Genomic DNA, 20,687 nt, shown 5'->3' with positions numbered 1-20,687 from the left:
TACACGCCTGGTTCGCTGGTTCCACCCCACTGTGAGAACCACATCGATGCAGTGGAATTACTGGGCCACGTTCGGGCTGACCCTGGTCGCGGCGTTCTTGAGGTTCAAGGAATAACCTGCCTTGCACGTAGGAGCGCGCTTGCGCGCGAGGGCCGTTCTCGGGAATGCCCCTCGCGCGCAAGCGCGCTCCTACGACAGCTGCACGCCTGGCTGGCTGATGCACGCCTGGTTCGCTGGTTCCACCCCACTGTGTGAGCACTACATTGATGCAGTGGAACCACTGGGCCGCGTTCGGGCTGATCCTGGTCGCGGCGTTCTTGAGGTTCAAGGAATATACCTGCCTTGCACGTAGGAGCGCGCTTGCGCGCGAGGACCGTTCTCGGGAATGCCCCTCGCGCGCAAGCGCGCTCCTACGACAGCTGCATGCCTGGTTGGCGGTGCATGCCTAGTTCGCCTGTTCCACCCACTGCGTGAACACCGCATCGATCTGCGCATCGGTGACGCGTTTGCCGCCCTGCACCGTCTCGGCCTGTTCGAACATCGGCATGATCATTGCCATGCCGTCCGGCTTGGTTTTCAGGTGTAGGCCCGGCGGTGTGTCGAGGAACTTCGCCCAACGCGCACGCACCTTTGCCCAGTAGCCCTGCGTGCCCTTCCAGTACGCATAGGCCGGTGCGAAGTCCACTTCGGTGGTCTTGCGGTAGTCGTTGAAACCGAACTCGCGGGCGATGGCTTCCTGGCTGCCGTCGGGCTTGCGCAGCACCTTGGTGTTGAACTGTTCGTGGGTCCAGCCGTTGGGCGTGAGCGTGTGCCGGTTGATGACCGACAACGCGTTGTAGTCGCTGCGTTTGGTGTACTCGCGACGCGGCAACGGGCGCCAGCTCAGGTCGCTGGTCCAGGTGGGATGCCCCTCGGCATAGTCCCAGCGGCCGGTGCCGCAGTAGCGCGGGGCATCGCTGACCTCGAACACACATTGCGTCCACGCTCCCTGTGTCGCGGCCACAGGCAGTGCGCGCACCTGCCAGGTCTGTTCGGCACTGAACTCGAAACGTTGCGGTGCTTCATAGGTCCAGTCCTGCCGCCAGTGCTTGGTCACATGCCTGGTTTTCTCGTCCACCAGCAGATGCTGCAGCACCACCTTGCGCGGCGAATCCTCCACCACGATGACCACTTCGTTGGCACCACTGCGCATCGCCGAGGCGCGTTCGTAGCCCGGCTTGAGCAGCACGGTTTCGTCGAAGGCAAAGTCCACGGCGTACTCGCCCTGCATCGCCAGGATGCTGGCACGGTCACGCTGGGCATCGGCGGCAGCTACCAGCGGCAACAGGGCCAAGGCCGCGGCAAGATAACGGGGAAACGCTCGGATCATCGGAAGGCTCGTCTGTAAAGGGTGAACGTCAGCGGCGCAGCCGCAACGAGGCCGTCATGGCCTGCGGATCACTGCCGGTGCCCGGCGCATTGGCGCTGGCAGCAGCATGGCGCAGGGCGGCGGCGCGTGCGCAGCAGCAATCATCCACCGCCACGCGGCCGTCGATGCCTTCTTCGCGCGCCAGGCGTGCGGCCACCTCCGCGCCGAGCGCAGAGACACTGGCCAACGTTGCGCCGAGCGGGCGATCACGGCTATCACCGGCATGCAGCCGCAGCGCGCTCAGCCGCCAGCTGTCGCCACGCATGCGCCCGGCCAGACGCCGCCATAGGCGCTCGCCCACGCCTAGTCCCTGGCCATCGATCGGCAACGCCGGCAACCGCGAGACCAGGCGATCCCAGGCCAGAAAATCGCTATCGGGCAGCAGGCACAGGCGCCAGCAGCTGCTGCCGCCAGCATCGAAGAACCAGATGCTTTCGCGCAGGCCATCGCTGTCGACCTGGCGGAACGCTGCCGCCGACACCGCATGCTGCCAGCCATCGCGTTCATCGCCGAGCGAAGGGCGATAGACGCACAGCACTGTGCCCAGGGCCATCAGCTGCCGTGGTTGCGGCAAGGCACGATGGGCAGTGCGCGCATGCGCGAGCGGCATTGGGTGGGCGATCGGCATGGCGGCTACCAGCTCACGGCGAGGCTGACCGAGGCGGTACGCCCGGCGCCGGTGAAGCGATCGAGCACCGTGCTGCTGTCCAGCGTGCCGTTGGGCAGCGCGTTCCAGTCGACATAGCGGCGATCGGCAAGATTGAAGATGCCGGTGGTGACCTTGGCACCCGGTGCGAATTCCCAGTGGCCCATCAGGTCCAGCGTGGCGTAACCGGCAGGCGTGTAATAGCTGGCCAGTTGCGGACGGCGCTTGCGCGCCACGAACGTGCCGATCACTTCCGCACCCCAGCGCTCGCTGTCGAACGCCACGCCCAGCGTGCCGCGCAATGGGTCAACCGAATTGAGCGGCGTGTCGTCGGTGAGGTTGTCGCCTTGCGAATACGCCACCGCGCTATTGACCGACCAGCCCTGCCAGCCGGCCAGCGCGCCCAGGTCGACACCGGCACGCGCCTCGGCACCCTTGATCACCACATCGTCCACATTGCGCGACTGGAACAGCAGCAAGCCTTCGGCGTTGACGCCGGCCGGTGCATACGATTCGATGAAGTTGCGGTAATCGGTGTAGTACACGCTGACCCCGAGGTAGCCGACGGCGTCATTGAAGCGCAGGCCCAGCTCGCCACCGCGGCTGGTTTCCGATTTCAGGTCCGGATTGGCGATGGCGGTGTAGCGCGCCTGCAGATTGGTGAAGCCGATATTGACGTCGTTGTACGGCGGCGCGCGAAACCCGTGCGCATAGTTGGCATACGCCGACCACGCATCCGAGAATCGCCACACCGCGCCAAACTTGGGTGACACCTGCTGCTCGTCGATGGTTTCGGCGGCGACGCCCGGATTGTCCTGGCGGAAGATGTCATCCACGCGCGGCGACAGCCGGAAATAATCCACGCGCACGCCGGGAATCAGCGACAACCGCCCGTCCAGCAGCCGCATTTCGTCCTGCGCGTACACGCCCAGTTTGGTGGTCTCGCTCATCGGGAAATCGCGCACCGGGAACAGGTCCTGCCCCACCAGCTTGCTCACCGCACCGTTGGCCAGGTTGAGCGAATACCCATCGCGCTTCTCGCGGGTGTCGGTCCAGGAGCCTTCCAGCCCGTAGGTGATGTCGTGCCGCAGCGTGCCGGTGTCGATCGCCTTGTGCGCATTGACCAGCAGGCCGTAGATGCGTTGGTCGAAGTGATGTTCGTTGTGCCGGCGCGTGGTGTTGCCGCGCAACTCGTCGGTGCGCTGCAGGCTTGCGCTGTCCTGGCGGTAGAGCTGCCAGAACAGGTCGTCGGCGAGCGCGGTATCCAGCGCATCCAGTTCGTGGCGCAGCGACACCCGCGCGCGGGTCTGATTGTCGCGGCCGTCCTGCGACAGGATGCGTTGCGATGCGCTGGGGCTGCGCGCATCGATACCGCTCAACGCCTCGATGCGGCCGGAGTCTTCATTGCCCTCCACGGTGAGCTTGAAGCGCTGCTGCGCGTTGGGCGCATACACCAGCTTGCCCAGCACGCTGCGGCCATCGACCTGCTGCGGATTGGGTGCGGTGCGGGTGTAGTTGCGGGCGCGGTTATCGCCCTGGTTCTGCGCTTCCTGGCCCTGGCGATGGCTCACCGCGACCATGCCGCTCCAGCGCTCGCCACCGAGCGCGCCGGTGGCGCCGGCGAACAGGCCGTTCCAGTCGCCTTCGTAGCCGAACTTCAATCCCACATAGCTGTGCTTGTCGGCGCTGAGGTAATCCGACGGATCCTTGGTCACGAAGGCCACCACACCGCCCAGTGCATCGGAGCCATACAGCGAACTGGCCGGGCCACGCACCACCTCGACCCGCTTGAGCGTTTCCAGGTCAACGAAATTGCGGTTGGCGTTGAGATAGCTGCCGAAATTGAAGGTGTCCGACACCGGCACGTTGTCGACCAGGATCGCCACGCGGTTGCCATCCAGACCGCGGATGCGCACGCCGCTGGCACCGGTGAAGCGCCCGCTGGTGCTGGTGACCGACACGCCAGGCGTGTAACGGAACAGATCCTTGAGCTCGCGCACCAACTGGTTGTCCAGCTGCTCGCGGTCGATCACATCCACGGTGCCCGGCACCTCCACCAAGGCGCGCTGGGTGCGCGTGGCGGTGACCTGCAGACGGTCGAAGTCATGCACGTCGCGCGCCGCGGCAGCGCCGGCATCGGCCTTGGCGGCAATGGCGCACAGGGGAACAAGGGGCAGCGCCAGTGACAGCGCAACCACCAGCGGATGCAGGCGGATCATCGGTAAACCTTTGGGAGAACCCTCGGCCACGCAGACGGCAATCGCCGCGACCGTTAGCCGAGGGTGGAGAGAGAACGCACGAACGGCGATGGCAACGCCCGTGGCAGGCGGCGGAAGGCGCGCGCAGGCGCGGCCTTCGCCGGGACTTACTTGGTCAGAATCAGCTTGTCGTTGCTGGTATGGCGCAGGCGATAGATGCGGTCGCCATGCTGGATCAGCACTTCGCGACGGCCCTTGAGCAGCGCCTCGCTGCTGATGAGGTCTTCGGCAGGAACGGCACGCGGCGCAGCGCGGTCGCGCAGGTTGACCGGTTCGGAGCGGAGCAGCACGGGGTGAGCGGTCATGATCTGGATCTCCAGTCGGTTGGCCAGACAAATAATAACCATTCTCATTTATTGATCAAGAGCCATTCTCATTTGAATGACTGGATCTTTGCATTGGGTCATGCTTTTCGATTGGAATCATCAATCGAAACTCGGCATCTGGCGTGCATGTGCGCAGCGAGGCGCATCTCGTATGCCCCATCGGGCTTGCGGCGACGAGACCTGGATGGCGGCAGTGCGCAGGCAATGACGCTGCCCCCGGACTTGGCTTCCTTGCGGTCATGGCCACCTAACTGTGGCAACGATGTACGGCTTGTCATCGATGCGGCGCGCAGCGCTCGCACCAGCTGACCGGCACAGCCGCTCAGCGCCGGGTCTGCGGGCGGAGTTAGGTAGGTGCCGGAGGCCACGCATGCGTCCAAATCCGACCTGGGCGGCACCATGCGCTCGAAGCCGCGGCCAGGCCATCCGGAAAAAACACCCGCTGGCCGAGACGCCCAAAACCGCCACCAGAGGCTGCGATGTCTCAGCCGTGCCGCTTCAACGGGTGGCTGCGTCCACCTGCGCCCAGCCGGCGGCATCCACCTGCTCCAGGGTCTGCAATGCGGCGAGGTTTTCTTCCAGCTGCGCGACCCGGCTGGCGCCGAGGATCACCGTGGACACATGCGGGTTGCGCAGGCACCAGGCGATGGCAAGCCGCGCCGGCGACTGCCCCAGCTCGGCCGCCACGGCGCTGAATGCACGCGCGCGCTCGAGCCGTCGGCTTTCCGGCGTGCCCAGCACTTCGTCCTGCAGCCAGGCATTGCCGGGCTGGCCCAGGCGGCTGTCGGCATCCACACCGGCGTTGTACTTGCCGGTCAGCAGACCAGAGGCCAACGGCGACCAGATCGTGGTGCCCAGGCCGGCCTCGCACAGCGGCGCGTATTCCTGCTCCAGGCGGCTGCGGTGCAGCAGGTTGTACTGCGGCTGCTCCATCGCCGGCGCATGCAGGTGTTCGCGCGCGGCGATCTCCAGCGCAGTGCGCAGCTGCTCGGCGCTCCACTCGGAGGTGCCCCAGTACAGCACCTTGCCCTGGCGGATCAGCGCGTCCATGGCACGTACGGTTTCCTGGATCGGGGTGTCCGGGTCGGGCCGGTGGCAGAAGTACAGGTCCAGGTAATCCACCCGCAGCCGGCGCAGCGCGGCATGGCAGGCGTCGGTGACGTGCTTGCGCGACAACCCGCGCTGGGTGGGCCGCGGGTCGTCCACCGCACCGAAGAACACCTTGCTGGACACGCAGTAGCCATCGCGCGGCAGCCGCAGGTCGCCGATCACATCGCCCATGACCTCCTCGGCGCGCCCGCGTGCATAGACCTCGGCGTTGTCGAAGAAATTGACCCCGTTGTCCCACGCTGCAGCGATCAGGTTGCGCGCCTCGCTGCGGCCGATCTGCTTGCCAAAGGTGACCCAGGCACCGAACGACAAGGCCGACAATTGCAGCCCGGTGGATCCCAGACGACGGTAATGCATTGGCAGACTCCAGCAGCCTCCGGCGCACCGCGCCCCGGACCGGCGTGCGCAGTGTAGGAGATGGCGTTGGATTGGGGATTGGGGATTGGGGATTGGGGATTGGGGATTGGGGATTGGGGAATCGGGAATCGGGAATCGGGAATCGGGAATCGGGAATCGGGTGCAGCGTTGCAGCTTGGCTGCGAGCCAGCCAGGCATGTGACGAGACGGGGCTGCCCGGATGTGTGGGCAGCTTGGTGGCCAGCAGGCGGACGCCGCCTGGATGTGGGTCCGGGTTGCACGCATGCGCGGCTGCCGGCATCCACCTCCACGTCTTCCAGGCGTCACCTCGGCGCTTCAAGGCTTTTCGCTTGATTGCACACATGCTCCGCTCACTCGAACGCACGCTCTTGGAGGCCATCAGCGCGCCGCATTCCCCCCTTCACGCCATGCGCCAGCACCCGCAGCGTACCGGCCGATTTGCGCACGGCCGACGGCACTGCGGCATCGGGCGCGATCGCCCTGCCCGATGCGCCACGCTCTGCGGCCGGCGGCGGCGTCTGAACACCCCTCGCCTTGCCCACCGACACCCCCTGCTCTAGGCTTCTCGTTTTGCCGTCAGCAGCCCGGGGATTGGAATGGTCGAAGGTTTGGGGAGGATCGGGTTCGGCCTGTTCGGTCTGGTGGTGCTTATCGGCATTACCTGGCTGTTTTCGACCAACCGCCGTGCGATCGACTGGAAGCTGGTCGCCACCGGCCTGTTGTTGCAGATCTCGTTCGCCGCGCTGGTGCTGCTGGTGCCAGGCGGACGCGACGTGTTCGACTCGCTGGGCAAGGGGTTCGTGAAGGTGCTGAGCTTCGTCAATGAGGGGTCCACCTTCATTTTCGGCAACCTGATGAACATCGACAGCTACGGCTTCATCTTTGCGTTCCAGGTATTGCCCACCATCATCTTTTTCTCCGCGCTGATGGGCGTGCTCTACCACCTGGGCGTGATGCAGGTGATCGTGCGGGCGATGGCGTGGGCGATCACCAAGGTGATGCGCGTGTCCGGCGCCGAAACCACCAGCGTGTGCGCCAGCGTGTTCATCGGCCAGACCGAGGCGCCGCTGACGGTGCGCCCGTATATCCCGAAGATGACCCAGTCCGAGCTGCTGACCATGATGATCGGCGGCATGGCGCACATCGCCGGCGGCGTGTTGGCCGCGTACGTGGGCATGCTCGGTGGCAGCGACCCGGCGCAGCAGGCGTTCTACGCCAAGCATCTGCTGGCTGCCAGCATCATGGCCGCGCCGGCAACGCTGGTGGTGGCCAAGCTGCTGGTGCCGGAAACCGGCACCCCGCTGACCCGCGGCACGGTCAAGATGGAAGTGGAAAAGACCACCAGCAACGTCATCGACGCGGCCGCGGCCGGCGCGGGCGATGGCCTGCGCCTGGCGCTGAACATCGGCGCGATGCTGCTGGCCTTCATTGCGCTGATCGCGCTGATCAACGCACCGCTCACCTGGCTGGGCGAGATCACCGGCGCCGCCGCCGCGCTGGGCCGCCCGACCAACCTGTCGACCATCTTCGGCTACGTGCTCGCACCGGTGGCCTGGGTGATCGGCACGCCGTGGGCGGACGCGACCACGGTCGGTTCGCTGATCGGGCAGAAGGTAGTGATCAATGAGTTCGTCGCCTACACCGAGCTGTCGCAGATCGTGAAGGGCCAGGTACCCGGCGTGCGCCTGAGCGAAGAAGGCCGGCTGATCGCCACCTATGCGCTGTGCGGCTTCGCCAACTTCAGCTCGATCGCGATCCAGATCGGCGGGATCGGCGGCCTGGCACCGGAACGCCGTCACGATCTGGCCAAGTTCGGCCTGCGCGCGGTGCTCGGCGGTTCGATCGCCACGTTCATGACCGCTACCATTGCCGGGGTGCTGTCGCACTTCGGGTGAGGCGGCGCCGGTTCATCGGCGTGCCGGTCTAATCACTGCACGCCACGTGTCATCTTAGTCATTCAAGCAAGCAGGTATTTATGAGTTCGGTCGTCGTTGTCGGGTCCTTCAATGTCGATCACGTGTGGCGCTGTGATGCCCTGCCCGCGCCGGGCGCCACCATCGCCGGTCGCTACAGCACCGGTCCCGGCGGCAAGGGGTTCAACCAGGCCGTTGCAGCCGCACGTGCCGGCGCCAAGACGCACTTCCTGTGCGCGCTGGGCGACGATGCCGGCGGCGCACTGGCGCGTTCGCTGGCCGCGCAGGACGGGTTTGCGCTGATCGCCGAGCCCAGCAATGAGCCCACCGGCACCGGCGGCATCTATGTCGACGCGCATGGCCGCAACACCATCGTGATCGGTGCCGGCGCCAATTCGGTGCTGAGCGCCGGGTTTGTCGACAACCAGCGCGCGCTGGTGACCTCGGCACGCGTGCTGCTGGCGCAGCTGGAATCGCCGGCAGAAACAGTGGAATCGGCGCTGGCGCTGGCACGCGAATGCGGTGTGCTCACCGTGCTCAACGCCGCGCCGGCCAACGCGCCGACCTCGATCAGCCTGCTCAAGCTCTCCGACGTATTGACGCCGAACGAAACCGAATTCGCAGCGCTGCTGGGCCGCCACGTCGGCGAGCGCATCAACGCCGACGACGTGGCGGCGCTGGACGGCAATACGCTGCATTCGCTGTGCCGCAAGCTGCTGCCAGGCGGCACCGTGGTGGTGACGCTGGGCGCGGTGGGCGCCTTCATTTCGCACGCCGAAGAACAGCTGCGCGGCGACACCCAGGCGCATTACCGCGTGGGCGCGGAAAGCGCGCAGACGGTGGATACCACTGGTGCGGGCGATGCCTTCAACGGCGCGCTGGTGGCCTCACTGGCGCACTCGCCCAACGCCAGCTTCATCACCCACGTGCGCTTTGCCACGCGCTACGCCGCACGCTCCACCGAAGTGGAAGGCGCGGCGACCTCGATGCCGCGCATGGTGCCCGAACAGGCGGTGTGACCCGCAAGGTTTGAGGCAACCGACGAAGGCGACCACAGCAATGTGGTCGCCTTCTGCGTTCAGGGCGTTGGCCTGCATGTTAGAGACTGTTTTTGATTGGCGAACGGCATGTTGAGACCTGTCTGCCGACGGATGCTGCGAACCGCGCTCCCAGCGGAACTTCGGTCTTCTTCCTCGGACAGTCGCTTGGGTAAGGAGGCGAGGCATGATGCAGCGTCGGGCGCCCGTACCCTCATCCGGCGCTGACGCGCCACCTTCTCCCGAGGGGAGAAGGATGGAGAAGCCTCTCTCCCCGCGGGGCGAAAAGGCGCTGCTTTCGCGCCATTGGCGCGTGTGCCTTGGAGCGCCCGCGCCGCAAGCGCGGGCAGGGGCGCGAAGCGGGGGTTGGGGTGAGGGTACGACGGAAGACAGTCAACTCCACAGCACAGTTGGAGTGAGGTACGGCCAACCAATACTCCCGCCACTGTCGTCCTCTACACGTCGCACTTTGCCAATCACGCCGACATCGCTCGAACGACTCCTAGCAATCGCTCAGGCCGAAGCCCGCAAGCGCTCTTACGATTCCCCAACCCCCATTCCCGACTCCCTTCCCCACCCCAGCTACAATGCCCGCATGCAGATCGGCCCCTACACCATCGCCCCCAAGGTGATCCTCGCCCCCATGGCGGGCGTCACCGACAAGCCGTTCCGCTTGCTGTGCAAGCGGCTAGGTGCGGGCCTGGCGGTGTCGGAGATGACCATCTCCGATCCGCGGTTCTGGGGCACGCGCAAATCGTTGCATCGCATGGACCATGCCGGCGAGCCGGATCCGATCAGCGTGCAGATCGCCGGGACCGAACCGCAGCAGCTGGCCGAAGCGGCGCGCTACAACGTCGACCACGGCGCGCAGCTGATCGACATCAACATGGGCTGCCCGGCAAAGAAGGTCTGCAATGCCTGGGCCGGCTCGGCACTGATGCGCGATGAAGACCTGGTGGCGCGCATCCTGAGCGCGGTGGTGCGTGCGGTGGATGTGCCGGTGACCTTGAAGATCCGTACCGGCTGGGACTGCGACCACCGCAACGGTCCGACCATCGCACGCATCGCGCAGGATTGCGGCATCGCCGCGCTGGCCGTGCATGGGCGCACCCGCGACCAGCACTACACCGGCACGGCCGAGTACGCCACCATCGCGCAGATCAAGGCCGCCCTGCAGATTCCGGTGATCGCCAACGGCGATATCGATTCACCGCAGAAGGCCGCGCAGGTGCTGCGCGACACCGGCGTGGACGCGGTGATGATTGGCCGCGCTGCGCAGGGCCGGCCGTGGATCTTTGGCGAGGTGGCGCATTATCTGGCGACCGGCGCCTTGCTGCCGCCACCGTCGCTGGCCTTCGTGCGCGACACCTTGCTCGGGCATCTGGAAGCGCTGCACGCGTTCTACGGGCAGCCGCAGGGCGTGCGCATCGCGCGCAAGCATCTGGGGTGGTATGCGAAGGATCATCCGCAGAGTGCGGACTTCCGCGCAGTGGTCAATCGCGCCGAAACACCCGAGGCGCAGCTGGCGCTGACCCGTGATTACTTCGACGCCTTAATTGCCGGCGTGCCGCCGCCGCTGCACGCTGCTGCCTGAGCCAGTTGGCCGTGTTTGCGATTCCGCGCCGAGACTGCGCGCAGCGCACGTCACGTTTCCGCAGATGCAGCCACACCTGATCGCATCGGCATGCGTGACACATCACCCATGCGCCGCGCAGCCGCATGAAACCCGCTACGAGACCGGTGTTATTGGACCTTGGCCGAGGCCGGCGCAGCGCTGTCATCAAGATCGCCGGTCAGCGCCTTGCCGGTTGGCGCGTGCCAGATGCGGTGCCACATCTGTGCCAGCACCGCGCCGATCTGGTCGCGCGCCACCGGCGCACGGTACGCCGCCTGGACCTGGCGCGGCACGATCGGCTTCCATCGCCCATCATCACGATGGGCGACCACGAAGTTGAAGTTGTAGTCCGGCTCCAGGCCCATGCGCAGGTCGCTCAGCATCAGGTCGTCGTCAACCAGGCGTGCGCGCATGAAGCCACGATTGAACCAGGTGAGCCGGCGCACCGAGTCGAACGCGGCCACCTCGCCCAGCGCCTGGGTGTTGCTGGAAAAGCCGCGAAACTGCATCGGGCCGCTATCGGCCACCAGCGAACGCTCGCCAATCACGTAGCCATTCGGGGTCATCGCCACCACGCGCCACAGCAGCGTGTTGAGCGGCATCGGCACCGAGAAGCGCGGCGCATCGCCCAGCCCCAGCGCAGCGAGCGCGCGGTCGGCCTCCTGGTCGACCAACTGCTTGGCCAGCAGCGACCAGCCCAGGTAGGCCGAGCTCAGCACCAGCCCGGCAACCAACGCGCGCTGAGCCAGCGGCCGTGCGCGCGCAAACCAGGCCACCGCGCAGGCCAGCAGCAGCCACAGCGTGTAGGCCGGGTCGATGATGAACACACTCGACCACATGGCCGGATGCGGGTGTAGCGGCCACCACAGCTGGGTGCCGTAGACGGTGAAGGCATCCAGTAGCGGATGGGTGATCAAGGCCAGCTGGATCGCCCAGAACCAACGCTTGGGCGCACTGGCCACGCGGCCGTCGCCATAGCGCCGAAACAGCCACCAGATCAGCCAGCCCACCAGCGGCAGCACGAACAATGAATGGCTGACACTGCGGTGCACGGTCATCAGGGTCACCGGGTCGTCAGTTAGCGGCAGCAGCGCCAGCGAGTCGAGGTCGGGCAAGGTGCCCAGCGCAGCGCCGGCCAGCAAGGCCGCACGGCGCTGACCGGCCGGCGCGATGGCGGCGGCAATCGCGCCGCCGAGTACGATCTGGGTCAAGGAATCCATCGCCGGATGCTAGCAGGCCGAACCTGCCTGCGCGGTGCCGCCGAAGCCCGACGCGGGGATGTCTGACACCGGCCCCGCATGCAGGTGCAAATCACCTACCCTCGCCCTGGCCGATGCGACCGATGGACGTGGCTTAACCCCACCGATGCCCGTTCAGGCGCACAATGCAACGGTCACCGTGGGCGTGTATCATCCGCACCCATCTTTTCATCCGAATTAAGGGATATAAGCCTGATGTCCAGCTACCTGTTCACCTCCGAATCGGTCTCCGAAGGCCATCCGGACAAGATCGCCGACCAGATCTCCGACGCAGTGCTGGATGCCATCCTGGCCCAGGACAAGCGTGCCCGCGTGGCGTGCGAGACGATGGTCAAGACCGGTGTGGCGATCGTTGCCGGCGAAGTGACCACCAGTGCCTGGATCGACCTGGAAGCGCTGACCCGCAAGGTGATCCTGGATATCGGCTACAACAGCTCCGATGTCGGCTTCGACGGCGAGACCTGCGGTGTGCTGAACCTGATCGGCAAGCAGTCCCCGGACATCAACCAGGGCGTGGACCGCAAGAACCCCGAACAGCAGGGTGCCGGCGACCAGGGCCTGATGTTCGGCTATGCCACCAACGAGACCGACAGCTACATGCCGGCGGCGATCCACCTGTCGCACCGCCTGGTCGAGCAGCAGGCCAAGATCCGCAAGAAGAAGAACTCGGCGCTGTCCTGGCTGCGTCCGGATGCCAAGTCGCAGGTCACCCTGCGCTATGAAGACGGCGTTGCCACCGCGATCGACGCGGTGGTGCTGTCGACCCAGCACGATCCGGGCGTCAAGCAGAAGGACCTGATCGAAGCGGTGCGCGAGGAAATCCTCAAGCCGGTGCTGCCGGCCAAGTGGCTGCACAAGGGCACCAAGTTCCACATCAACCCGACCGGCAAGTTCGTGATCGGCGGCCCGGTGGGCGATTGCGGCCTGACCGGTCGCAAGATCATCGTCGACACCTACGGCGGCTGGGCCCGTCACGGCGGCGGCGCGTTCTCGGGCAAGGATCCGTCCAAGGTCGACCGTTCGGCAGCCTATGCGGCGCGCTATGTGGCCAAGAACGTCGTGGCGGCCGGCCTGGCCGACCGTTGCGAAGTGCAGGTTTCCTACGCCATCGGCGTGGCCGAGCCCACCTCGATTTCGGTCACCACCTTCGGCACCGGCAAGATCGCCGATGAGCTGATCGAGAAGCTGATCCGCAAGCACTTCGACCTGCGTCCGTTCGGCATCATCCAGATGCTCGACCTGATCCACCCGATGTACCAGCAGACCGCCTCCTACGGTCACTTCGGCCGCAAGCCGAAGGACTTCACCTACACCGACGGCACCGGCGCGCAGCACAGCGCAACGTCGTTCTCGTGGGAAAAGACCGACCGTGCAGAGGCCCTGCGCGCTGCTGCAAAGCTGAAGTAAGCCAGCGGCTCCCACGGGAGCGTGCTTGGTAATGCAAATGGGCCGCTGATGCGGCCCATTTGCGTTTTGGCGGCATGGACGTCGTTGGCGAGCTTGTGGCGATGCAGGCGCGGCGTGTCCCGTCTTCGGGTGCAGTTCCGTACACCGCACAGTCTTACGCGCGACGCCTGGCAGTGATGTGCGACGGCTTCGGATAGCGAGCGCGCCTGCACGCATGTCGGCATGGGACACGCCGCAAGTAAGCCCATGTACGCTTCCACGCGGCATCCATGCCGCATAGGGCCCCGCGCCGGCACGTGCACAAGCACCGCCGGTTGTGGTCGATGGCGGAAGGAACGGCGTTGCCGGGTTTCCAGGCGATCGCCAACGTAGCGGCGTCACCGGCCACAGACACGTCGCGCTGATGGCGGCCAGCCTGTTGGCGCAGACCGATCTGTTCCGTATCGGCGTAGCGATGTTTGGAGCACGACCTTCGTCGGCAAAAAATTCGCCTCGATGCCGCCCTGATAAACAGCGGAATTCGGACACGTCGCGCTTGATCGAAGAGATATTTGCGGTGCGACCAGCCATGGCACGGCTTGGCAGCGCGGCGTCGCGTCCGGGAGCGGGACCGTGTAGCGGCATGGATGCCGCTACCGAGCCTCCATGGACGGATTCACGGCGTGTCCCGCTCCCGGATGCGGCGCCGCGCGTATCGACCAACTTCGCGCACGGGAGCTACCGGGGATTGCGCACGCGCATCCGTCATCAAAGACGCTGCGCAAGTAACGGGCTGGGCATGCCCATTGTTAGTCGGTGTAGGTGCCTACGCAGCCCCTATCCTGCAAGAGTTCGATGCCGAAATGCATGCGCGCATCAGTAGCTCTCGTTGGCAGCCGAGACTGGAAAACAGAATCCGTCCATGCCTTTAAAGAATGCTGGCACTCAGCATCACCCACAAATGCGACCAAGCCGCCAACGCAACTCCATCACCTCACGGCGAGCGCTGCAGCTGCCGTTCCAGCGCCTGCGTAAACGCCGGCAACGGGCACGCCATCCGCTGCTCACCAGCGCAAACGCCTAACGCCAACGTCTGCTGCAACGGTGGGTGGTCCAGATCCAGCGGTGCCAATGTGCGCAATTGGTCCAGCGATTGCGCCAGGTACTGCGCGCGCACGCTGCGATGGCCGTCAGGCGTGCGCCACAGGCCCAGCACCAACGCGCCACCGGGCGGCGGGTCGTCTGCGCCATAACCAGGTAGATGGAAGTGCACGCCCAGCAGACTGCTCAATGCCGCGATATGCGTGTCGCTGCCGACGAAGACAGACACCTTCGGCGCGCCCGCGTCGCCGAAGCGCTGCAGCACCTCGCGCGCCAGCGGCGCACCCGAGCGCGAGGCCATGTAATGCGGCCGCGCATAGATGTCGAACAGCAGCGCGTGCAGGCGCGACACCTGCGCCAGGCGCTCGGGAGTGGCACGCCCCCAGCCAACCTGCGACAGCGGCATGCCTTCGGCGTATTGCAGCAGCAGCACTTCACCGGTGCCGGAGGTCAGGTCGATCGGCCCGCCCAGCGCCAGGCCGCGACCGTCCGCCGAAGGTTTCAAAGTGGATGGCATGCGCGCAAAGTCACAAGGTGTTTTGGTGCAGCCCAGGATCTGCTGCAAGGCCTGCAATTCCGCGGCATGCCCCTGCAGCAAGGCGGCCGGGCCGCCGGTTTCACGCTGGATCGCTGCAACCGCTGCGTTCGCATCGAAAGGCACGGCACCGGCTTCGATCGGCCGGAACAACGGATCGTTACTCCCGACCGCGCGATGCCCTGCCTGCACGTTGCAGCCAGGCGCCAGGGCGTCGGCCAGCAACGCGCCACTGTCGATGGTGCGTTGGTCGGTATTGGCCCAGACCGTCAGGCTGCCCGGCGCCGGGCAGCCATTGCGGGGCAGCAGCGCCTGTTGCACCAACCACTGCCGCAGATACTCGCCACTCAGCTGCACCGCCTTGCGGCCATGCGGGGTGACCAGGCTCGCTGGCGTGGACCATTGCGGCCAAGCTTCGTCGGCGTAATGCGCCGCAGCCGCTTCGCCTTGCAGCGGCGCACGCACGCCGTGCCGGAACACCACCACCACCCGTTCCAAGGTCGCGCTGGCAGCTGACGCCGCCGGGGTCGGTCGTGGTGTACAGCCCAGCGACAGCGCGGCCACCAGCAGCACGCCGAGCGTTTGCCAGCGCAAAGGAGCTGCAGCGGCCCGCAGCCGCGCTGGCCTGCGCGCGAACGTCCGCAGTGACTTCAATTCTGCAACCACCACTGCAGCGGGATCAGAACACATACTTGGCCGTCACCAGGCTGGTCATGCCGGAATCGACGATGTCGGAGATGGCCGTGTTGTCGTGGCCCACGTGCGCCCAGTAGCTGTGCTGCTTGGTGAGGTTGGCCACGGACAGGTCCACGCGCAGATGGTCGGTGGGCGCGTAGCCCACGTGCAGGTCCACGCGGGTGATCGGCTTGATCCACAGGTTGTCCCAACGCGCGCCCTGGTTGAGGTAGTCGTAGACCGACACGTATTCGCCGGAATAGTGGTAACTCAGATTCACCGACCACGGGCCTTTTTCGTAGAACACCTCGGCGTTGGCGAGCAGGTCCGGCGCGTTCTGGATGCGCTCGTGCGCGAAGCCTTCCTCGCCCAGATCCACGCGCGTGGTCTGGCGCGTCACGTTGGCACCGATGCCGAAGCCGTCCAGCGGTGCCGGCAGGCCCTGGAAGGTTTGCCGCACCGCCGCCTCCATGCCGAGCACGCGGCCGTCGCCACCGTTTTGCGGGCGCACGAAGCGCGTGCTGGCGGTTCCACTCTCGCCAGCGTTGGCGGCGTCCGAACCGCTCTCGTAGATGTAGTCGGTGAGGCGCTTGTAGTAGCCGGCCAGCATGGCGTGGCCGCCCGCATCGTTCTGCCACTCGCCGGACAGATCCACGTTGAGCGACTTGATCGGCTTCAGATCCGGGTTGCCTTCGGTGATGGTGGTCTGGCCATCGGCAGAAATATCGGTGGAGCGGCCGCCGCCGAGTTGCACGAAGGCCGGGCGCGTGTAGCTGGTCCACACCGAGCCGCGATAGACCGCGCCATCGCCGTCGGGGCGGTAATTCACGAACACGCTGGGCAGCACCACGTTGTAGCGGGTCTGGTTGTTGGCAAAGGCGCCCACCTGCTCCACGCCGCCCACCGCGGCTGGCTGCGCCCAGAACGTGTTGTCGATGCTGGTGTGCTCAAAACGCAGGCCGGGGAGGATTTCCCAGTTGCCGGTGCGCAGCGTGGCCATCACATAGGCCGCGCTCACCGCTTCGGTGGCGCGCATGGTGTTGCAGTTGAGATTGTTGACCGCCAGCCGCCCGCAGCTGTCGAAACTCTCCGGCGTGAGCGTGCGCGCGATCAAGGCATTGAGGGCATCGTTGCTCAGGCGCAGCGTGGGCAGCGCGTACTGGCCCGGGTACACCGCGTCGTAGCGCTGCGCCACCAGGCCGGTATCGCGCAGCAAGGTGCCATCGGTGTACTTGGCGTTGGTCCAGTCGCGGTCGGTGAAGCTGCGCGAGCTGTCCACGTACTTCACGCCGAATGCAATCCGGCTCAGCACGCCGTCGTCGAAGTCGTAGCTCACATCGAGCTTGCCGCCGCCCTTGTCCTGGCCGCTGTACTGCTTGGAAATCTGTCCCGTCCGCCGTGCAAACAAGCTGCCGACATCCGAGGCCTGCGCCTGCATCGCCGGCGTCAGCAGCGGAATCGGGAAGCCGTCGCCGTCGTAGCTGATGAAGCGGTTGGCACCGTAGGCAAAGTTGGTGGAGCTGTATTGATCGTTGCGCGCGGAGATTTCCACATGGTCCGGGCGGTCATTGTTTCCGGTGCCGTAAAACACATTCGGTGCGAACGTCCAGTGCCCCAGCTGTTTCTCGGCACCGAACTGGATGGTGACCAGGTCTGCTTCTTCCGGGTTGGTTTCGTACCAGTAGCGCACGGCCACGCGGTTGATCTGCGGCTGGTAGACGCCGCTGGTACCGATCTGCGTATAGCTGACATTGGCCGGCACAAATTGCGTGTAGCCGGTGTTCTGTTCGGTCTTGGCAAACGCGTAGGTCATGCGGGCGTACAGATGCAGGCTGGGGTCCACGCGCCAGTCGAATGCAGCGTTGCCACCGTAGCGGCGGGTATCGCCTTGCGAATAACCGATGTTCACGCCGGTGCTCTGCAGTGCGTCCTGCGGGTCGGTACCTGCCGCCAGCGCGCCGCTGGCATCGGTGCGGGCAAATTCCCAGGAGCCATCGCTGCGCGCGGCAGAGGCGCCGGCCACTTCGCTGTTCACGAAATGGCGCTCGTCGTAGTACGCACTGACCGCCACGCCGAATTGGCCATCGGCGCCGAAGCGCGCATGCCAATCGCCGGCGGCACCACTGCCCAGCCCGGAATCGCCGTAATCACGCGCGCGGCTTTCCATGCGCCCGCTCAGGGTGATGCTGCCGCCCTGGCGGTCTGGCGAATCGAACGCGCTGGGGGTGCGGTAATCGATGGTGCCGCCAATCGCATCGCCATCCATGTCGGCGGTGGAGGTCTTGTTCAACACGATGGTCTGCAAGCCGGAGGGCGGCAGCAGGCTCAGTTGCACGCCGCGGCTGTACGGCATGCCTTGCGCGACGTTGACGCCGTTGATCAGGTTGACGTTGTATTCGGCATTGAGGCCGCGTACCGAGGAGAACATGCCCTCGCCACGTGCGGCACCGTCGATGCCGCCGAAATACGACTGCCCGGTGTTGATGACATTGACGCCCGGCATCAGCCCCAGCGCTTCGGCCACGTTGTGCACCGCGGTGGTCTTGAGGTCGTCGGCAGAGAGCACATTGACGGTGTTGGTAGCGGCCATCTGCATGTCGGTCGCGTTGTAACGCGTGGCCGCCACGGTGACCTTGTCCAAGGTGGCCATCTGGCCCTGCGCGGGCGCGTTGGCCTGGGTGTCTTGCGCGGCGGCATGGCCACCCACGATGCACAACGAAAGGCACAGCGCCTGCGACAGGCGCGAGGGACGCAACAACACACAACGACGCATCATGAAAGATCCAAATGTGCAGCGGCCCGCCATGCCTCTACATGACGACCACCGGGAAGTGGGGGCATTCGACGCGGCCGGCTCCTCGGCGCGTCACCTGCAAGCAGGCGCGGCGCATGGTGGCCGGGGCATATTTCAGTGCGGTGACGCGTACGCGATGCGGTGCAAACAGACGCAGGTGATGCGGAATTGCGCACAGTCGATGGCGCAGCAGGTGGCGTGCGCCGTTGAAGTGCGCAAGCGGTCACGCTCGCATCGCTCCTGCAATGAGAAAGACCGCATCGCCGGTTTGCGTGCATGAATCTTGATGAATACCAGGTCTCTATTTGAGAAAGCTTGGTGCAGCGCCGTGCGTCGCTGCTGCATTGGGTAGTGGATGCGCTGATGCACCGCCGCCGCGTGCTGTCTGCTGTTTGCTGTTTGCTGTCTGCTGTTTGCTGTTTGCTGTTTGCTGTTTGCTGTTTGCAAGACAGAAGAGCATCACCGCGAGCATTCGCAACGCCGGCAGTGCCTGCAGGATCAGTAGTGAATTCCCATGACAGCGCATGTGTGCGCTTCCGCATCACAGCCGGTCTGATGCAAGTCAGCCTTGAGGGAACCTGCAATCCGCTGTGACCGCACGCAGTCATTACACCAGGCGCATCGAAGCCGAGTCAGGCAAAACGTGCCCACCGCTGCCACGCAAGCGATGCGTGGCGTGGCGTAGTCCACTAAGAGTGGCCAACAAAACGTAGCGAGCAGCCGTCAGGTGGGTGCGGACGACGCGGAAGAACCGGAGTGTCCGCCAGTACCTGAGGATTCCGACCACCGGCCGCGCCCAGTACCTGAGGATTCCGACCACCGGCCGCGCCCGCCTGGCGGCTGCGCAGGCGTTTTGATCGCTGCGCTAAGTGCGCAGGAACAACTCCACGCGCCGATTCAACTGGCGCCCGCCCGGATTGTCCTGCCCTTTGACGGTATTGGGCGCCAACGGCTGCGATTCGCCATAACCCTTGGCGCTGGCAGACTGCGCGGTGCCGCGCGTGCGCAACGCGGCGAGCACCGCGTTGGCGCGGCGCTCGGATAGCGCCTGGTTGTAGTCATCGCCGCCCTTGGCATCGGTATGCCCACGGACTTCCATCTGCGCGACGCTGACCTTGCCGAGTGCAGCCGCCAGCGTGTCCAGCACGCGTGCCGCGTCCGGGCGGATGTCTGCCTTGTCGAAGTCGAAGAGGATGCGGTCGCTCAGGGTGATCACATACCCGCATGGCGCACCGGGCGGCGCGAACTTCTGCAGCAGCGGGAACCGGCCCGCGGGCGGCACCTTGGGTAGCGGCGGCATCCGTACCTGCCGTGGCGGCGTGCCCACGGTGCCGGTGCCATCGCCATGGTTTTGCACCAGGCCATCGGGGCCGTTCCACAGACCCGAACCGTCGGCGTTGATGGTCACCAGGCCACGCGGCCCGTTCCAGGTGCCGCTACCGTCGCCGTGGTTATCCACCAGGCCATGCTTGCCGTTCCAGGTGCCGGCGCCCTTGCCGTCCAGGCTGATCAGCCCGGCCGGGCCGTTGTAGGTGCCCGCGCCCGACGCTTCGACCTGGATCAATGCGCCCTCGCTCTGGCCGTCATCGGCGCTGTTGATGGTGCCGCTGCCATCGGCGTTGACCTGGACCAGGCCGCCATCGACGTTGGCGGTGCCACTGCCGTCGGCCTTGAGCGCGAACAGGCCGGCCGCACTGTTGCGCAGCAGAGTGCCGTCGGCATCCACGCTGGTGATGCCGGCATCGTTGATCAGCGTTCCGCCGGTGTCACAGCGCGCCGGTGCCACGCGCACGCCGTCGATCGGGTCAAGGATGTCCTGCAGCGACGCTTCCAATGCGCGCTGCGCCGGAGTTACGCCGGCGATGTCGGGCACCACGATCTGCGGAATGGCCGGGAACTCGGGAACTGCCGGGCTGCTGGCTGGCTCAGCTGCCGGAGCTGGCGCGGCCGCAGACGCTCGCTGCGCCACTGGTGCCGATTCCGGCACGGCAGCTGTCTGATCCTGCTGCCCCTCCCCGCGGCTGCAGCCCAGCAGCAACATGGGCACCCACAGCACTGCCAACAGCGTCTTGCGCATCGCACCTTCCTTGTTCGAGGAACCGCCTGATAGCACGGGTGCGGTAAACAATGCGCTAAGCCGGGCCTGCGGCCCTGCAGGCAGGCACCGAAGCCTGCGTTGCTGAGGCGCCGACGCCGTGCGATGTGTTGCCGCACACCATCACTCAACGACCGGCCAGGCAATTGCC

Annotated in this window: 14 protein-coding genes, 1 other RNA gene and 1 pseudogene; 6 read left to right on the top strand and 10 right to left on the bottom strand. The window is 65.8% G+C overall.

Going from position 1 to position 20,687, the window contains the following annotated elements:
* Positions 1–445 precede the first annotated feature (445 nt).
* The 5 genes from ACD584_RS04730 to ACD584_RS04710 form a co-directional block, all read right to left on the bottom strand.
* Positions 446–1,369: a DUF6607 family protein gene (locus tag ACD584_RS04730; RefSeq protein ID WP_070691933.1), complete on the bottom strand. Its 924-nt coding sequence runs from the start codon at positions 1,367–1,369 to the stop codon at positions 446–448.
* 28 nt (positions 1,370–1,397) lie between these two features.
* Complete coding sequence (locus ACD584_RS04725) at positions 1,398–2,036, bottom strand: Hemin transport protein (protein WP_070691931.1); 639 nt, start codon at positions 2,034–2,036, stop codon at positions 1,398–1,400.
* Positions 2,037–2,041: 5 nt separating this feature from the next.
* Complete coding sequence (locus ACD584_RS04720; RefSeq protein ID WP_076036370.1) at positions 2,042–4,273, bottom strand: TonB-dependent hemoglobin/transferrin/lactoferrin family receptor; 2,232 nt, start codon at positions 4,271–4,273, stop codon at positions 2,042–2,044.
* Positions 4,274–4,419: 146 nt separating this feature from the next.
* Positions 4,420–4,617: a hemin uptake protein HemP gene (gene hemP, locus ACD584_RS04715; RefSeq protein ID WP_372354609.1), complete on the bottom strand. Its 198-nt coding sequence runs from the start codon at positions 4,615–4,617 to the stop codon at positions 4,420–4,422.
* A 519-nt stretch (positions 4,618–5,136) separates the two neighbouring features.
* Positions 5,137–6,105 carry an aldo/keto reductase gene (locus ACD584_RS04710; RefSeq protein ID WP_070691926.1) on the bottom strand — a complete coding sequence of 323 codons (969 nt, stop codon included), beginning with the start codon at positions 6,103–6,105 and terminating at the stop codon, positions 5,137–5,139.
* 617 nt (positions 6,106–6,722) lie between these two features.
* Between ACD584_RS04710 and ACD584_RS04705 the strand changes: the two genes are divergently transcribed.
* The 3 genes from ACD584_RS04705 to dusB all read left to right on the top strand — a co-directional run bounded on the left by ACD584_RS04705 (position 6,723) and on the right by dusB (position 10,670).
* Complete coding sequence (locus ACD584_RS04705; RefSeq protein WP_011036001.1) at positions 6,723–8,021, top strand: nucleoside transporter; 1,299 nt, start codon at positions 6,723–6,725, stop codon at positions 8,019–8,021.
* A gap of 80 nt (positions 8,022–8,101) precedes the next feature.
* Positions 8,102–9,058: a ribokinase gene (locus ACD584_RS04700; protein WP_076036372.1), complete on the top strand. Its 957-nt coding sequence runs from the start codon at positions 8,102–8,104 to the stop codon at positions 9,056–9,058.
* A 613-nt stretch (positions 9,059–9,671) separates the two neighbouring features.
* Complete coding sequence (gene dusB, locus ACD584_RS04695) at positions 9,672–10,670, top strand: tRNA dihydrouridine synthase DusB (RefSeq protein ID WP_011035999.1); 999 nt, start codon at positions 9,672–9,674, stop codon at positions 10,668–10,670.
* Between the two features lie 149 nt (positions 10,671–10,819).
* Here dusB and ACD584_RS04690 read toward each other — a convergent pair whose 3' ends face one another.
* Positions 10,820–11,911, bottom strand: coding sequence for a metal-dependent hydrolase (locus tag ACD584_RS04690; protein WP_076036373.1), 1,092 nt, complete (start codon positions 11,909–11,911; stop codon positions 10,820–10,822).
* A 234-nt stretch (positions 11,912–12,145) separates the two neighbouring features.
* Here ACD584_RS04690 and metK point away from each other — a divergent pair, with 234 nt between their 5' ends.
* Entirely contained in the window at positions 12,146–13,357 is a 1,212-nt protein-coding gene (gene metK, locus ACD584_RS04685; RefSeq protein WP_011269998.1) for a methionine adenosyltransferase, read from the top strand.
* Positions 13,358–13,715: 358 nt separating this feature from the next.
* A pseudogene (locus ACD584_RS04680) lies at positions 13,716–13,823 on the top strand (S9 family peptidase); the annotation flags it as partial.
* A gap of 507 nt (positions 13,824–14,330) precedes the next feature.
* Here the strand turns inward: ACD584_RS04680 and ACD584_RS04675 are convergent.
* Both ACD584_RS04675 and ACD584_RS04670 read right to left on the bottom strand, forming a co-directional pair.
* Positions 14,331–15,662, bottom strand: a complete 1,332-nt coding sequence (locus tag ACD584_RS04675; RefSeq protein ID WP_070691921.1) for a histidine-type phosphatase — start codon at positions 15,660–15,662, stop codon at positions 14,331–14,333.
* Positions 15,652–18,423, bottom strand: a complete 2,772-nt coding sequence (locus ACD584_RS04670) for a TonB-dependent receptor (RefSeq protein ID WP_076036374.1) — start codon at positions 18,421–18,423, stop codon at positions 15,652–15,654. The genes ACD584_RS04675 and ACD584_RS04670 overlap by 11 nt, the downstream gene beginning before the upstream one ends.
* Between ACD584_RS04670 and ACD584_RS04665 the strand changes: the two genes are divergently transcribed.
* The gene (locus ACD584_RS04665) at positions 18,422–18,721 is read left to right on the top strand and encodes a hypothetical protein (RefSeq protein ID WP_139328373.1); all 300 of its coding nucleotides are present in this window, start codon (positions 18,422–18,424) and stop codon (positions 18,719–18,721) included. The genes ACD584_RS04670 and ACD584_RS04665 overlap by 2 nt on opposite strands.
* A gap of 417 nt (positions 18,722–19,138) precedes the next feature.
* Here the strand turns inward: ACD584_RS04665 and ACD584_RS04660 are convergent.
* Positions 19,139–19,213: non-coding RNA, sX9 sRNA (locus ACD584_RS04660), on the bottom strand.
* A gap of 93 nt (positions 19,214–19,306) precedes the next feature.
* Entirely contained in the window at positions 19,307–20,569 is a 1,263-nt protein-coding gene (locus ACD584_RS04655; protein WP_175611571.1) for an OmpA family protein, read from the bottom strand.
* Between the last annotated feature and the right edge of the window lie 118 nt (positions 20,570–20,687).

Origin of the sequence: Xanthomonas sp. NCPPB 2922 (assembly GCF_041520885.1) — a bacterium.
Lineage (GTDB): Bacteria > Pseudomonadota > Gammaproteobacteria > Xanthomonadales > Xanthomonadaceae > Xanthomonas > Xanthomonas campestris.
Note: the sequence above shows the minus strand (reverse complement) of the source record. Positions and strands in the feature narration are given on the sequence as shown.